The 14,021-nt window shown below is 37.8% G+C and carries 16 protein-coding genes; 7 read left to right on the plus strand and 9 right to left on the minus strand.

Going from position 1 to position 14,021, the window contains the following annotated elements; all coding sequences use genetic code 11:
* The first annotated feature begins 55 nt into the window (after positions 1-55).
* From ACQKNX_RS11780 to ACQKNX_RS11790, 3 genes are all read left to right on the plus strand, one after another.
* Complete coding sequence (locus ACQKNX_RS11780; RefSeq protein WP_427429028.1) at positions 56-1,462, plus strand: LysM peptidoglycan-binding domain-containing protein; 1,407 nt, start codon at positions 56-58, stop codon at positions 1,460-1,462.
* Positions 1,463-1,629: 167 nt separating this feature from the next.
* Positions 1,630-1,788, plus strand: a complete 159-nt coding sequence (locus ACQKNX_RS11785) for a YfhD family protein (protein WP_172772364.1) — start codon at positions 1,630-1,632, stop codon at positions 1,786-1,788.
* A 13-nt stretch (positions 1,789-1,801) separates the two neighbouring features.
* Positions 1,802-1,993 carry a small, acid-soluble spore protein, H family gene (locus ACQKNX_RS11790; protein WP_401008998.1) on the plus strand — a complete coding sequence of 64 codons (192 nt, stop codon included), beginning with the start codon at positions 1,802-1,804 and terminating at the stop codon, positions 1,991-1,993.
* A 122-nt stretch (positions 1,994-2,115) separates the two neighbouring features.
* Here ACQKNX_RS11790 and ACQKNX_RS11795 read toward each other — a convergent pair whose 3' ends face one another.
* Positions 2,116-4,272: a putative bifunctional diguanylate cyclase/phosphodiesterase gene (locus ACQKNX_RS11795; RefSeq protein ID WP_427429029.1), complete on the minus strand. Its 2,157-nt coding sequence runs from the start codon at positions 4,270-4,272 to the stop codon at positions 2,116-2,118.
* 244 nt (positions 4,273-4,516) lie between these two features.
* A complete protein-coding gene (locus ACQKNX_RS11800) occupies positions 4,517-5,008 on the minus strand; it encodes a sigma-70 family RNA polymerase sigma factor (protein ID WP_427429030.1) in 492 nt (163 codons plus the stop codon).
* Between the two features lie 236 nt (positions 5,009-5,244).
* On the opposite strand from ACQKNX_RS11800, the gene sspI reads away from it, so the two are divergent.
* Together sspI and ACQKNX_RS11810 are read left to right on the plus strand one after the other, a co-directional pair.
* Entirely contained in the window at positions 5,245-5,454 is a 210-nt protein-coding gene (gene sspI / locus ACQKNX_RS11805) for a small acid-soluble spore protein SspI (RefSeq protein WP_401009001.1), read from the plus strand.
* Positions 5,455-5,531: 77 nt separating this feature from the next.
* Positions 5,532-6,911, plus strand: a complete 1,380-nt coding sequence (locus tag ACQKNX_RS11810) for an FAD-binding oxidoreductase (protein ID WP_427429031.1) — start codon at positions 5,532-5,534, stop codon at positions 6,909-6,911.
* 103 nt (positions 6,912-7,014) lie between these two features.
* Here ACQKNX_RS11810 and ACQKNX_RS11815 read toward each other — a convergent pair whose 3' ends face one another.
* Genes ACQKNX_RS11815 through ACQKNX_RS11835 form a run of 5 tightly spaced genes read right to left on the minus strand, consistent with a single transcriptional unit; the run spans position 7,015 to position 11,207 of the window.
* Positions 7,015-7,830 (minus strand): ABC transporter ATP-binding protein, encoded by an 816-nt coding sequence (locus ACQKNX_RS11815; protein WP_427429032.1) that lies wholly within the window; start codon positions 7,828-7,830, stop codon positions 7,015-7,017.
* Positions 7,827-8,828 carry a FecCD family ABC transporter permease gene (locus ACQKNX_RS11820; protein ID WP_427429033.1) on the minus strand — a complete coding sequence of 334 codons (1,002 nt, stop codon included), beginning with the start codon at positions 8,826-8,828 and terminating at the stop codon, positions 7,827-7,829. Before ACQKNX_RS11820 ends, ACQKNX_RS11815 begins: the two co-directional genes overlap by 4 nt.
* A 14-nt stretch (positions 8,829-8,842) precedes the next feature.
* Entirely contained in the window at positions 8,843-9,979 is a 1,137-nt protein-coding gene (locus ACQKNX_RS11825) for an ABC transporter substrate-binding protein (protein WP_427429034.1), read from the minus strand.
* The gene (locus ACQKNX_RS11830) at positions 9,976-10,578 is read right to left on the minus strand and encodes a hypothetical protein (protein ID WP_427429035.1); all 603 of its coding nucleotides are present in this window, start codon (positions 10,576-10,578) and stop codon (positions 9,976-9,978) included. Before ACQKNX_RS11830 ends, ACQKNX_RS11825 begins: the two co-directional genes overlap by 4 nt.
* Positions 10,575-11,207: a hypothetical protein gene (locus ACQKNX_RS11835; RefSeq protein ID WP_427429036.1), complete on the minus strand. Its 633-nt coding sequence runs from the start codon at positions 11,205-11,207 to the stop codon at positions 10,575-10,577. The genes ACQKNX_RS11830 and ACQKNX_RS11835 overlap by 4 nt, the downstream gene beginning before the upstream one ends.
* Before the next feature lie 236 nt (positions 11,208-11,443).
* Between ACQKNX_RS11835 and ACQKNX_RS11840 the strand changes: the two genes are divergently transcribed.
* Together ACQKNX_RS11840 and ACQKNX_RS11845 are read left to right on the plus strand one after the other, a co-directional pair.
* Entirely contained in the window at positions 11,444-12,079 is a 636-nt protein-coding gene (locus ACQKNX_RS11840) for a hypothetical protein (RefSeq protein ID WP_427429037.1), read from the plus strand.
* The gene (locus ACQKNX_RS11845) at positions 12,076-12,684 is read left to right on the plus strand and encodes a hypothetical protein (RefSeq protein WP_427429038.1); all 609 of its coding nucleotides are present in this window, start codon (positions 12,076-12,078) and stop codon (positions 12,682-12,684) included. Before ACQKNX_RS11840 ends, ACQKNX_RS11845 begins: the two co-directional genes overlap by 4 nt.
* A gap of 58 nt (positions 12,685-12,742) precedes the next feature.
* Here ACQKNX_RS11845 and ACQKNX_RS11850 read toward each other — a convergent pair whose 3' ends face one another.
* Both ACQKNX_RS11850 and ACQKNX_RS11855 read right to left on the minus strand, forming a co-directional pair.
* The gene (locus tag ACQKNX_RS11850) at positions 12,743-13,255 is read right to left on the minus strand and encodes a GNAT family N-acetyltransferase (RefSeq protein ID WP_340823122.1); all 513 of its coding nucleotides are present in this window, start codon (positions 13,253-13,255) and stop codon (positions 12,743-12,745) included.
* Between the two features lie 55 nt (positions 13,256-13,310).
* Entirely contained in the window at positions 13,311-14,018 is a 708-nt protein-coding gene (locus ACQKNX_RS11855) for an amino acid ABC transporter permease (RefSeq protein WP_427429039.1), read from the minus strand.
* Positions 14,019-14,021 lie beyond the last annotated feature (3 nt).

The following is a 14,021-nucleotide window of genomic DNA, read 5'->3' on the forward strand; positions in this document are numbered from 1 at the left end:
GTAGATATTTGGTTACATATGATGCATTAACAAAACTTATTTAGGAGGAGTCCGAATGTTAATACATGTGGTAAGCGCTGGTGAAACACTTTGGCAAATTGCAAACCGCTATGCTGCACCAATGAGTGCTATTATTCAATTGAATGCTTTACCCGACCCAGATCAATTAGTGATCGGACAATCACTTGTTATACCTTCTTCTTTTACAACGCACACCGTTAAAAAAGGCGAAACGTTGTCGTCCATTGCCCAACAATATAACGTGTCACTACAATCCATTATCCAAGTAAATCATCTTACAAATCCCGATGTTTTAACACCAGGAACAAAACTAATCATTCCTCCAATCATTCATATTGTGGAAGCTGGCGAGACTTTATCTCAAATTGCTAGGAGCTATAGTACAACCGTTCAAGCCATTATAGAGGAAAACGATATTACAAACCCCAATATGATTTATGTCGGTTCTCACTTAGTTATTCCAAGAACGAAACCTACCGTCGAAGTAAATGCCTATACGTATCAAACACCTGATGAGGCTGTTCAGTCACTAAATGCAGTGGGCTATCTTCTTACTTATTTTAGTCCGTTTGCTTATTTGATGAACGCAGACGGAACATTAGAACCTTTGAACGACAAAGCAATGATAGATGCTGCTAATTCTCAAAACATTATTCCGATGTTAACCGTTACGAACTTCACATCAACAGAAACCGGATCCAACTTAACCCATGTAATATTGTCAAATGAACAATTATCAGAAAAAGTCATCGATAATATTTTAAAAGTCATGGAAGATAAAGGCTATAAAGTACTAAATGTAGACTTCGAAAATGTGCTACCCGCAGATCGAGAAAACTATAACCAATTCCTTCAATTAGCAGTTGATCGCCTTCACCCGAAAGGATATTTAGTATCGACCGCACTTGCTCCAAAAACAGGTCCATCTCCAGCAGGGTCAACTTATGAAGCATATGATTATGAGGCACATGGAAGAATTGCGGATTTTGTCGTACTGATGACTTATGAATGGGGCTATCGACTTGGACCTCCACAGGCAATCTCTCCAATTAATGAAATGAGGAAAGTTGTAGAATATGCTCTAACAGTAATGCCTGCTAATAAAATATTTTTAGGCTTCCAAATTTATGCACGTGATTGGCTCGTTCCACACGTGAAAGGTCAAGAAGCAGAAACATTTAGCCCGCAAGAAGCGGTTGCAAGAGCGCAACAATATGGAGCAACTATCCAATATGACAGAACAGCACAATCCCCTTATTTTCGCTATGTTGACAAGCAAGGAAGAAATCATGAAGTATGGTTTGAAGATGCAAGAAGCGCACAAGCTAAGTTCGACCTAACAAAGGAATATAATCTCCGTGGTATTAGCTATTGGGCTTTAGGTTTTCCTTTCCCACAAAACTGGGCACTATTAGATAATAATTTTTCAATTAAAAAATAAATATTGCTCTTATCATTTACCTAAACTCGACCTTTCATAAGCAAGCATATACACTAATTTTTTTGCATTACTACATGTTATTCTTATGTTTCCCTAGTTTTTCCCTTGATAAAAATATCAATTCGAAGCCATATTAAGAAATATTAAAGCGAAAGGAGCATCCAAACATGGGAAGAGATAATAAGCAAGGGCAAAGCAATAACAAAGGTTCATTACCACAGACGCCGAAAAACCAAAAAATTGCACCAAACAAAGTAAAAGAAGAATTTTCTCAAGAATTTACGGAGCTTATTAATTCCGTAACGAAAAACAAGCAAAAAAAATAAGGAGGGGCTTCGATTGGATTATTTACGCGCACAAGAAATTGTTGCCTCTCCAAAGGAATATGAAGTGAGCTATAATGGCGTTTCTGTATGGATTGATAAGCTACATGATGATGGCAAAACAGCAACCGTTCATTTACGACGCTCACTAGAAGAACGCTCTGAAGTCACGATTTCCGAGCTAAAAGAAGAATACCTCGTTCATTAAATAACACCCCAACCTAAAAAAATCCGCATTGTACTTTTGTCGGCCAGCATATTACATCCAATTTTGCTGTCCCAACTTAAGTCAAAGCGGATTTTGCCTTTTAATTCCCTACACTCAGTGCATTAAATGTGATATTTTTCACCGCATTTAAACTGCTCTAAAATCTGATCAGCATGAACATGTAAATCTTTAAACGTCGCAGTCAGCTCCTCGGCAGTAATAGGTTTACTAAATAAATAACCTTGTATATAATCGCAATCGCCTGCAATAAGGAATGCCAGCTGAGCAACTTCTTCTATCCCCTCAGCCACTACCTTTAGACGTAAATGCTTAGCCATAGACAAAATCATAGAAACGAGCGCTTCATCATTAGCGTCATGCTGGATATTATGTACAAAAGCGCGGTCGATTTTTAAACAGTCAATTGGAAATTCTTTTAAATATGATAAGGACGAGTAACCTGTCCCAAAATCATCGACTGCTATTTGAATTCCTAGTGCCTTTAATTCATGTAATAATTGGGTCATTTGATCAATATTCATTGTCATACTTTCGGTTATTTCCAACTGAAGATAGCTTGGTTCCAGCTTACTTTGCTGTAAAATCTCCTTCACCATTTGCACCAAATCTTGCTGAAATAATTGCCCGAGCGATAAATTAACAGCAACCTTCATTTTAGGTAGACCTTGTGCCTCCCACGCCTTCGCTTGCAAGCATGCTGTTTCTAGTATCCATTTACCAAGAGGAATAATTAGACCGGACTCCTCGGCAATGTCAATAAACTTATCTGGTGGAACAAAGCCACGAACTGGATGACGCCAACGCACAAGCGCCTCCACCGATTCAATTTTCCCTGTTTTCAAATTAATCTGAGGCTGGTAATCCAAATAAAATTCCTGTTGATCGAGTGCTCTATGTAATTCCTGCTCTAGTAATATACGGTCTGTCACGCCAGCTGACATATGCTCTTTATAAAAAAGGAAACGTTGCGGTATTTGGCTTGCTTCACGCATTGCTAGCTGTGCATGCATCAATAATTCTTCAGCAGAACAATTTTTTTCATTAAATGCAATGCCAATATTCACATTACCTTTTAATGAGAAAAGCTGTACTTGTAGTGGCTTATCCATTGCACTTTTTAAGTTCAGACAAAACTGTATTAGTTCTTCATGTGTTTGGACATGATTAACATAAATAACAAATTGGCTTTCCCGTAACTTTGTTGCAAAATAATGCGGAGGTAGCATTGCTTGAATCCTTTCCGCTACAAGTTTCATCATTTTATTGGAATTGCTAATACCTAAGGAATCGCTAATGGTTGCAAGACGGTCAATTTCAATAGATATAACTGCCTTACATTTACCATCCTTATGCAACTCCTCCTTTAATGTTTTCAACAGAAGACGCTCATTTGGCAATTGTGTAATATCATCATGATAGGCTTGAAAAGTTAGCTCTTGTTGCGATTGTTCCAGGTCTTGCTTAATTTTCAGTAGTTGTAGATAAGGTTTTTCCACAGAAGTATAGTAAATCGCCTTTAAGAAAACATAATAAGCTAAAAACTGGTAAAGTAGAGCGGTAAACATCCAAATGGCGCTGTAGTCTGTGCTGAAAACAAACAAAAGATCGCTTAAAATTAAGTATACTGACCCACTAATGAGCCATAGCACCTGTTTTGGCGCATTTCTATAATGCTTGCTTAAAAAATAGATAGAAACACCTTGGATCATCCCCGTCAATAATCGGACTGTATGTGGTATTATTGAATGACTATTTTCAAGCAATGGCTGTGCCCTATATAAAATAAAAAGCATAAGCGTAACAGTAAAAAGGGCGATTCCATAAGCTACCCTACGGTGAGCCAATGTTAACTTTATTCTAGGCTTTATAATAATAAGTAGGATACCTATTACTAAAGCAATCCGCATAAAAATCTGTATCCAGACGCCTATTAATACTGTATCTAAACTTTGCGGGACTGATATGACAATATTAGTAATCTCTAGCAAAGCGATAAGGAAAAAAACACTGCCTATGTATAAAGTATGATTAATTAATAAATGCGAAAATACTAGCCATGAATGAATGGCGATTGTCATAGTGAAAACAACAATTAATATTTTCATAATCAATCTTAAATAATCGACGACACTTCCTTCTATAAAAATAGTAATAAGCTGATTATTAAAAGCTAATAGAGGTATCAATAGAAGCAGCGGTATCGCACTATACCATAGCTCCCTTTTATCTATAATTAAATGATTACGCGCGTTTTCCAATACTAACCCCCCATATCAATATATACACAATCAAAATAGATAGGTATCTATACCTACATATTATTTTCAATGGCCTTAAAATTGTATATTTCTTTGACTTCTTACAAATCATAGCATTTTAATTGGACTTTGTATGCAATTAGTAAAGTATGCTAATATTCAATTTATTTTGATATTAGCATACTTTTACTATCTTTTAGTAGTAATTTAGTTTATTGACAAAGGTGACTACGTAGTTTGTTCATTAGTCTAGTGCGTCTTTTTTGACTGCGGCGACTGATAGCTGTAGTACTTTAGCTATTTCTTCATACCTATAACCATCTAGGTAATAAAGTTGCAGTATCTTTCTTTCTTCCTCATTTAAATAGTTCATTATTTTTTCTACTAATGAGCACTCTTCTAGTCGATTTATCTGTTCCACACGACAACGTATAATGTTCAAGATGTCATCAGCCATTAATGATACATTGTCCTGAAATCGTCTTTCTTTCGTAAGTTCTTTCAAAATTTCCCCTTTCACTGTTGTATAAATATAGGCAGAATATTGCCCTTTCGAAGGATCAGCATTTTCGTAAGCTTTCCACACAGCAATTGCTGCAATATGACGATAATACTCAAAGTCTTTGTAAATATGGCACTTTACTAATATGGAGGTAATCATCGGCTGCACCAATTCTAATATTTCCTCAAATGGCTGTTCTGGCGAAAGAATTTGTGTATGTTTTTCAAATGACACTGATACTTTCCTTACGACTTGTGCACAGTCCATTATTCCTAGGTGTTATTAGCTTAACTTGCGATAGAAAGCACGTCGAATGCCCCTTTTACACTAAATCTTTAAAGATTTGCATGAATTTCCGTCTAAATTTAAAGCAAAAATCGAGAGAATTTAAAAAAATCCTATGTTTTGCATTAATTTTTATACATATTTCTAATTTCAGTGGACAAATTATCACTAAGGAGGCGAAATAGATGAATTTTCAAATAAGAGATGCCATTACGGCAAATGTCCATGGTCAATCAGCAGCAGAATTTAAAGATATAGTCCAAGATGCCATTTCACGTGGTGAAGAGCATTTACTACCTGGGCTAGGTGTATTTTTCGAAAAATGGTGGCAACAATCATCTACAGAAGAACAAGATGCATTCGTACAAAAGCTAGAAAAAGTATTTGCACACTGATTTTTTATAAACAGTACATTCCATTTCCACTAATCGCATGATAAATTAGATTTATCAGAAAGTTTGGAGGGATTGGAATGACTGTTGCAGTAGAGCTAATAGTAAATCAACTTAGAGAGGTATTATCGGATGAGCAGGTGTCAACAAACGATACGGTACGAGAGCTACATGGCAAAGATGAATCCCATCATGCAATGAACTTGCCAGATATAGTAGTGTTTCCACGTTCTACAGGAGACGTTAGTGCCATCATGAAAATCGCACATGCAAATCTTATACCGGTCGTACCATTTGGCGTTGGCTCAAGTTTAGAAGGAAATGCTATTCCGATTGCCAACGGTATTTCTATCGATTTTTCTGAAATGAATACAATTTTAGATATTCGCCCAGAAGATTTACTAGTTAAAGTGCAACCGGGTGTGACTCGTGCACAATTAAATAAAGAATTAAAAAAACATGGCCTTCAATTTACGGTAGATCCAGGAGCAGATGCGACACTTGGAGGAATGGCAGCAACGAATGCCAGTGGTACTACAGCAGTTCGTTATGGTGTTATGCGCGATCAAGTGCGTGATTTAGAAGTTGTACTTGCAGACGGTACTGTTATACATACTGGAAGCTTAGCAGCTAAATCATCTTCGGGTTATCATTTGAATGGCTTATTTGTTGGTTCAGAAGGTACATTAGGTTGTTTTACAGAGCTGACATTACAAGTATATGGAATTCCTGAATTTGTAACTGCGGGCCGTGCTGTATTTGAAACAGTTGGCGATGCTGTCAGTGCAGTTGCCGCATTGTTACAGGCTGGTATTTCCATTGGTCGTGTAGAGCTTGTCGATGAAGTTTCTATTACACAAGCTAATATTTATAATGAAACTTCTTATGATGAAAAACCGACACTGTTTTTAGAGTTCCACGGTAATGATGCAGGTATGCAAGCAGATATTGAATTTGCTACAGAAATTTTTGAGGACTTCGGCTGTACGTCTGTCGAGTTTGAGCAAGACAATGCAGCTCGCAATAAGCTATGGGAGGCACGACATTCATTGGCCTATGCATATATTCATGCGTACCCAGGAAAAAAGCTTATGTCAACCGATGTTTGTGTTCCGATTTCAAAATTGGCTGAAACGATATTGTATGCCCGTGAACAGCTAAACAACGTCGGTCTAGCGGGAGGGATTGTCGGACATGTCGGAGATGGAAATTTCCATGCATTGTTAATGTTAGACCCCACTGATGCACACGAACAGGCACTAGCTGACCGTTTTAATGAGCATATTGTGCAATATGCGCTGCTTCGCGGAGGAACTTGTACCGGTGAACATGGTGTAGGTATTGGCAAAATGAAATACCAATCGATGGAGCATGGTGCGTCGTTACTCGTAATGAAGAGCATTAAGGCAGCACTCGATCCGCATAACATTATGAATCCAGGGAAAATTTTCAACTTATAGTTGTTCCAAACTTTTCGCAATTGCAATTCATTCCATAACCAATGAAAACACGGTCTCCTCCACTATAGTAGGGACCGTGTTTCTCATTAGAGGTGCCGGGCACTCATATTACATTCTGTCCTAGTGCGCGAGGAACCATCGTTTCGACAAAATAATCATCTTCCTCGTAAATTATTTTTTTCAGCTCTATACCGAAAAATTCCTTCATCCTAGACTCAGTCATTACCTCTTGAACATTGCCATATATAACATCTTTTTCTTTCGCTGTCATCAACACATGATCTGCAAGGTAAAAGGCATGGTTTGGATAGTGAGTGTTAATGATGCAAGAAATACCTCGCTCCTTGGATAAGCGCTTTATCGTTTGCAATATAACAATTTGCTTTTGTATATCCAAATGTGATTCAGGTTCATCCAATATTAATACTTCAGGATTTGACACGAGCGTACGGGCAATTAAAGCCAACTGTAGCTCTCCTCCACTAATTTCATTACACGATTTTTTAGCAAGATGCATTATCCCAATTGTATTTAGTGCTACATGAGCCGCTTCCATATCTTTAGCTGAAGGCTGAGCCAATGTACTAATATATGGCGCACGTCCCATTACAACAAGCTCCTCCACTGTAAAACCAAATACCATTTTATGCGCCTGTGGCACATAGCCTACTCGCTTCCACAATTCCTTACGATCCATTGCTGCAAGTGGTTTACCATCAATCATCGTCTTGCCTTTTTTCCAATCGAGAAGACCTGTAATACACTTTAACATCGTTGTTTTCCCTGCACCGTTTGGTCCAAGAATAGCCATTATTTCGCCTGATGCTAATGTAAAATTAATATCTTTCGCATATAAGTTAGGCAATTTTGTACGACGTTTCTCATAATAGTAATTGCCATCGACTACTTCTATTTTCATCCCCAGCCACCTCCTGAACGACGTAATAAATAAGCAAAGAATGGTGCACCGATAATCGCTGTTAAAATGGACAATGGAATTTCTGTTGCTGTTAATGTGCGTGCTAAATCATCGATAATTAATAAATACACACTACCGATTGCAACAGACACCGGGAGAACAAATTGATTGTTATTGCCGACAAGCATGCGTGCAACATGGGGAATAATTAAACCAACCCAGCCAACAATTCCCGCCACAGCTACAGATGCCGCTGTTATTAGTGTTGCACCAAAAATCACGAACCATTTTAAACGCGCAACTGGAATACCCATTGACTTTGCCTCATCCTCTGGCAATGTTAAAATATTTAGTCGCCAACGCAGTAAATAGAGTAGTAGAATACCTATTAAAATTAATGGACCACCAATATATAAATCTTTATAGGTTGCAGTGCCGAGACTTCCCATTAGCCAATATGTAATGGCCGGTAGCTTCTCCTCTGGATCTGCCACAAATTTTATAAGGGATATCAAAGCATTAAAAAGTGCAGACGTTACAACACCAGCCAATACGAACATAAAAATAGGTGCATTCTTTTTTGCACCTGCTACTAAAAATGTAAAGCCAATCGCGCCTAAACCGAAAAGAAGTGCCATTATTTGTGCCGAAAAATTTTGGCCAAATAATAAAATACCTAATGATGCACCAAAACCTGCACCTGCTGAAACACCTAAAATATCTGGCGAAACTAACGGGTTGCCAAACATGCCCTGAAAGCCTGCACCCGCTATCGCTAACCCTCCACCAATTAGAAGAGCGAGCAAAATACGTGGTAACCGGACATTCATCACAACAGTTTCTTCCATCTTTGTCCACGTCTGTTCAATAGGGAACACTTGCGATGTTAAAATTTTTACAATATGGTCAAGACCTACTTCGAAACGACCAACACCTAGTGAAATGATTGCTACCATAATTGGTAGCAACCATAGCAATACAATAATCCATTTCTTCATTTAACAATCAATCCTTAATATTTCGCCGCGTCAGAAGAAGGGTTTAATATATCATGTATTTCCTCATCTGTTACGTCAAATTCATAGAAATCTTTGTAATACGTTTTAATTTCATCTTCAATTTTATACGTAAATAACTCTGGATGATTTTTTTGAGCCATCCATTTTAGCATTAATGGTGCATCGCCACTTGGTGGGAACCAGCGATAAATACCCAGTGGAATTTTATAAACCTTTCCATCTTGCACTGCCTTTACCTGACTCCAGTCCTGTCCATTAACTTTATTTTCAAGTAAATCTTCGGGCTGTGTTTCCGTAAAGTTTGTAATGTAAATAATATCAGGATTCCAAGAGTAAATTTGTTCCATATTTACTTCTTTTCTTCCTTGTACATCCTTTTCAGCAACATCTATCGCACCAGTTGCGTTTAGCCATTGATTGCCGAAGAAGTTGCTACCACCTACCGTAATGGACTTATCATTATGCATAAATAATATTAATGCACGTGGCTTGTCCTCTTTTGCTACATCTTTTAATTTGGCATCTAGTTCAGACTGCACTTTTTTGCCCTCTTGTAAAAAGCGGTCAGCACGATCAGTCGTTCCAGTTATTTTACTCGTTAATGTTAACCAACTATTGAATGTTGCTAACGGTTCAGCGGCTGCGGCATCAATTGCTTTTACCGCAACAACAGGAATACCCGCTTCCGTTACTTTGTTAATTGAATCTTCATTTGTTGAAATTTCTACATACAGTTGGGGATCAATCTTTAGTAATTCCTCAACATTCACTTCACCATTTTGAATATAAGACGTTTCTGCATTTAACACATCTGGTGAAATTTTTGCTAGAATAGAGTTTTTTGCTGCATTATATGAATTGGGGTGCATGCCCACTATCTCTTTTGTAGAGTTTGTCGCTACATACCATGTAGAGAAATATGGCAATATCCCTCCTGTCACTACACGTTCAATTTTTCCGGGTACTGTCACTTCTCTGCCTAGTTGGTCTGTCACAACTTTTTCTTCAGCCGTTGTTTGAACATCAGAAGTTTCAGACGGTTGTTCTGTTACTGCCCCCTCATCTTTATCGCCACACGCTGCTAGCATTGCCGCTAATGCTAATGTTGCTAGAAATCCGTATTTTTTCATTGTCCTTCTTCCTCTCTGAGCCATTTTGCTATACCGTGTAAAAACGGTTTTGATTGATCAATAAAACCTAGTCCTATATGAAACATAGGGTCAAGTGTTGTTACGACTAACTCTCCGTTAAAGCTTACATTGTCTACATAAAATAGGGAGCGACCCTCGGGAATATCAAGTAAAGACTGGGCACCTTCTGGCGGTAAAAATGAGCCATGATAATGCCATTTTAAATCACGGAGTGTTACGTATTTAAACAATGGGTGTGTCATATTTTGCTCTGTCATTGGCAAGTCTCCACCATCTCTCACCCACCAGCTAAAATTCACCTCAGAATCTTGCCAATCAATCGTAGGAAACCAATTATCCAAAATCTCACCAAAAATAATGAGCCGCTTACCTGATTCAATGAACGCTAAAAGCTGTGATTGATAACGTTTTAAATGAGGAATATCTAAACGGCAAGATAAAATTAACGTATCGTAATTTGCTAAATCATACCGATGCAGCTCTCGAATATGTAAAATATCATCATATAAATAATGAAATTCCTCCTCTGCAAAAAAGCGATTTTGAAATGGTAGTCCATTTGTGACAATCCCAATCATTGTATTTGAGCTCCTTTCGCTTGATTGCGTGCATATTCCGCACGAATGCATGCAAGCATTTGCACACTTAATTGACGAGCGGTATTATCCTCGTCAATGAACACACGATATATATCTGTTCCAGCACCAGCAAAGATTGTTCCATTTGTTGAATCATGATCTACATAAATAATGACTGCTCCACTTTGGTCCGTCACAAGAATCTCTGCATGCGGTGGAACATTTTCAAAATATCCACGTGAGAAAAAGCCCCTAACACCTTTGCGATAGTTAATGTCATATGCATCAATTCCCACAAATAATGGATGGGCAGGATCTTTTATAACGATTTCACGATCCTTCAATGGAATTGGCGAACGTTTCCAGTTAGACACACCTACTAACCAAGGTAATGATGTCTCAGTTAGCGAAAAGATTACGCCACCCTGTTTTAAATACTGCTCCAGCATAGCTTTATGCTCTAACAAAAACTGCTCCTCAACTAGATTCGTAATAATAAGGCCCGCATAAGCACGTAAATCTGCATACGGCAAATCGTATAAATATAAAAATGTAAGTCCGCGCCTGCGATCCTCATCTGACAACCTGGCAAATTGAATATCGATACCGATATACGCAATTGGTTTCACGGCATTCCCTACTTTCTTTTGAAAATATATTGAAAATGATTATCATTTGCAATAGAATATATATAACAGTATATTGATAATGATTCTCAATGTCAATTTGCTTTTTATAGAATTCTAATATTCGCAACATATTTTTGGTCAAACAATATTTACATAGCATTCTAAATGTTTTTTTAATATTATTTATTACCAAAAAATGATTGGATATTTAATTATTTTACTAGGAGGATATGTTGATGAGCATTCCATTTACAATGCTAAAACTAGATCCAGGACATGCTTTTGGTGTCAATGGTCGCATGCAGAAAGATACAGGTAATGAAGCAAAAATCGTGGATCAATATGATTTCCCACTGGTTGATTTGGACGAAGTAGATGTTCTCTTTATTCCAAATTTTATTGACCAAGAATGGTTATATTTACAACGTGAAAAAATTGCAGCATTTTTAGCAAACAAAAAAATAGTTGTATACTGTGGGCATTTATTCCGAGAATGGTTGCCAGGCTGTGGCCTATTTATGCCCCAACACATTCAAAATTTCAAAGATTATGAAGTCTTTCCAACGGAGCACTCAGGTATTTTCAATGGCGTTTTAACTGAAGATATGACATTTAAAAAAGGGGTTGCAGGCTTTTTTGCACGCGGCTATCATCATGCACCAGCAAACGCTGAAATTTTATTAACGTTTGCAAACGGTAAGCCAGTTACATACATTGACCGCTTTTCAACAAATGGGACGATTTTAGTTCACGCAGGACGTGATCTGCTTGGTTATGCAGGTGAAAACAAATCAACTGATCGCATTCGCCCGCAGTTTTTAGCCTGGCTTGAAACTGAGGTACAAGCTTTAAAGGAGGATAATGATCAATGAGAAAAATTGGGGTTATATACAGTGGGCATGAATCCCATTACCGTACGTTCCACGAACCAAAGTTCAATCAATATATTACAAAGCTAATTTACCATCCAGATTTTTTAGAAACTGATATTGACGACCTTGATGTGCTCATCGTCCCTTCCCAATTAAACTACCAGCTATTGCTAGCAAGCGTTGAAAAAATCCACGCATTTGCGGAGAATGGTGGCATAATCGTCGCTTTTGGACCACAACCATGGAATTGGATTCCTGCGCAACAATGGGAAGAACGTATAACAAACTTCTGGTGGTGGCTTGATAAAGATGCTTCTAGCGGTTTAGTACTGCAAAATCCAGCGCATCCTTTATTCAATGGCTATCTCTCATTGGCAGATTGCACTTGGCATCAACATGGCGTTTTTTGGCCGCCTGAGCATGCTGATATTTTAATTGCTACAGAAGATGGTGGCGCTGTGCTCTATATAGATGCACATTCAACTGCTGGAACATGGATTGTTACAACGCTTGATCCAGATTTTCACTTTGGTTCCTATTTCATGCCCGCAACTGAACGGTTTTTCGAAGGATTTTTCCCTTACCTTGCATATGGAACGATTTAATGTCAGTCTCACTTGAACAAAAAACCCGCTGATAGCATACTTATCAGCGGGTTTTCTTTTACAAATCATAACGAAAGCTTTTCACCAATATATTGCCCTTGTAAAACTCTTTTGACTCGTCTCTAACAAATCCTAGTGATAAATACAGATTAATTGCAACTTGCATAATATCACCTGAATGCAAATACAGAGACTGATCTTGACGCTCGCGAGCAAAGGCAAAGCTTTCTTCTAATAATTTTTTGGCTACGCCCTGCCCTCTCCCTTTAGGATGGACTGCTAATAAACGTACAATCGTTGATTCAATACCAAGTTCAGGAAGACCATATGCTTTTTCAGAGTTTGTAAATAACTGCAATCCTCCTACTATTTCTTGCTCACGCTTTGCGACTAATATTGTCTCGGCATTTGGATTTCCTACTGATGCCCGAATATCTTGTAAATATTGCGCCCAATGTGCTGGATCTTTATAATCCTTCTCATACTGCGCATAACTCTCCACAAGCACTTCCAAATAAGCTGGGTAATCTTCTTGTCGTAAATGTTCAATAACAATTTCTGCTACTGCCATAGACAACACTCCTTTCAATTCTTCTTTTTTATTTGTCGGGGTCATTTAAACACAACTACACACTACCCTTACTATAAGCCGTCGCTCTTTTTTCTATTAGATGGGCAATCCATTCAACAACAATCGAAACACTCCAATAAATTAAACCGACTGCTATAAATGCCTCTAAAAATTTCAAATTAACTGAAGCTACAATATTGGCAGCGCCGGTTAATTCCTTAATTGACACAAAAAACGCTAAAGAAGTCGCATGTAAAAAGCCAATAAAGACATTTGTAAAATTAGGTATCGATTTACTAAATGCTTGTGGTAAAATCAAACGTCGCATTGCCTGTGAAAACGTCATTCCTACAGCATACGCTGCTTCCAATTGACCTTTTGGAACACTTAAAATACCAGATCGGATAATTTCCGAAGCGTAGGCACCCGCACTTAACGTCAATGCCAGTAATACGAAAAATAATATAGGAATAGTATTTGCTTGAAAATCCAGCTTCAACACATGTGCGATTGTATCCACAACAATTGGTACACCAAAGTAAATTAACATAATATGCATAATAATCGGTGTACCTCTAAAAAAGGATACGTAAAAATTTAATAATGGTGTTATACCTTTTATTTGTTGTATCCGAACAAAGGCTACAGCTATACCGATTACTATACCTAAGCATACAGGTGTAAAAGTCATAAACAAGGTTAATGGCAACACCTTAATAATCTCCTGCAACGCATCTATCACAAATGCGACATCTATCGTCATTAT

Source organism: Lysinibacillus sp. NPDC093712 (assembly GCF_050280025.1).
Classification (GTDB): Bacteria; Bacillota; Bacilli; order Bacillales_A; family Planococcaceae; genus Lysinibacillus.

Excerpts from the sequence above, each read along its gene's own strand:
- ACQKNX_RS11780 (WP_427429028.1), top strand. The coding sequence starts at position 56 with ATGTTAATACATGTGGTAAGCGCTGGTGAAACACTTTGGCAAATTGCA.
- ACQKNX_RS11785 (WP_172772364.1), top strand. The coding sequence starts at position 1,630 with ATGGGAAGAGATAATAAGCAAGGGCAAAGCAATAACAAAGGTTCATTA.
- sspI (WP_401009001.1), top strand. The coding sequence starts at position 5,245 with ATGAATTTTCAAATAAGAGATGCCATTACGGCAAATGTCCATGGTCAA.
- ACQKNX_RS11810 (WP_427429031.1), top strand. The coding sequence starts at position 5,532 with ATGACTGTTGCAGTAGAGCTAATAGTAAATCAACTTAGAGAGGTATTA.
- ACQKNX_RS11815 (WP_427429032.1), bottom strand. The coding sequence starts at position 7,830 with ATGAAAATAGAAGTAGTCGATGGCAATTACTATTATGAGAAACGTCGT.
- ACQKNX_RS11820 (WP_427429033.1), bottom strand. The coding sequence starts at position 8,828 with ATGAAGAAATGGATTATTGTATTGCTATGGTTGCTACCAATTATGGTA.
- ACQKNX_RS11825 (WP_427429034.1), bottom strand. The coding sequence starts at position 9,979 with ATGAAAAAATACGGATTTCTAGCAACATTAGCATTAGCGGCAATGCTA.
- ACQKNX_RS11830 (WP_427429035.1), bottom strand. The coding sequence starts at position 10,578 with ATGATTGGGATTGTCACAAATGGACTACCATTTCAAAATCGCTTTTTT.
- ACQKNX_RS11840 (WP_427429037.1), top strand. The coding sequence starts at position 11,444 with ATGAGCATTCCATTTACAATGCTAAAACTAGATCCAGGACATGCTTTT.
- ACQKNX_RS11845 (WP_427429038.1), top strand. The coding sequence starts at position 12,076 with ATGAGAAAAATTGGGGTTATATACAGTGGGCATGAATCCCATTACCGT.
- ACQKNX_RS11850 (WP_340823122.1), bottom strand. The coding sequence starts at position 13,255 with ATGGCAGTAGCAGAAATTGTTATTGAACATTTACGACAAGAAGATTAC.
- ACQKNX_RS11855 (WP_427429039.1), bottom strand. The coding sequence starts at position 14,018 with ATGACGATAGATGTCGCATTTGTGATAGATGCGTTGCAGGAGATTATT.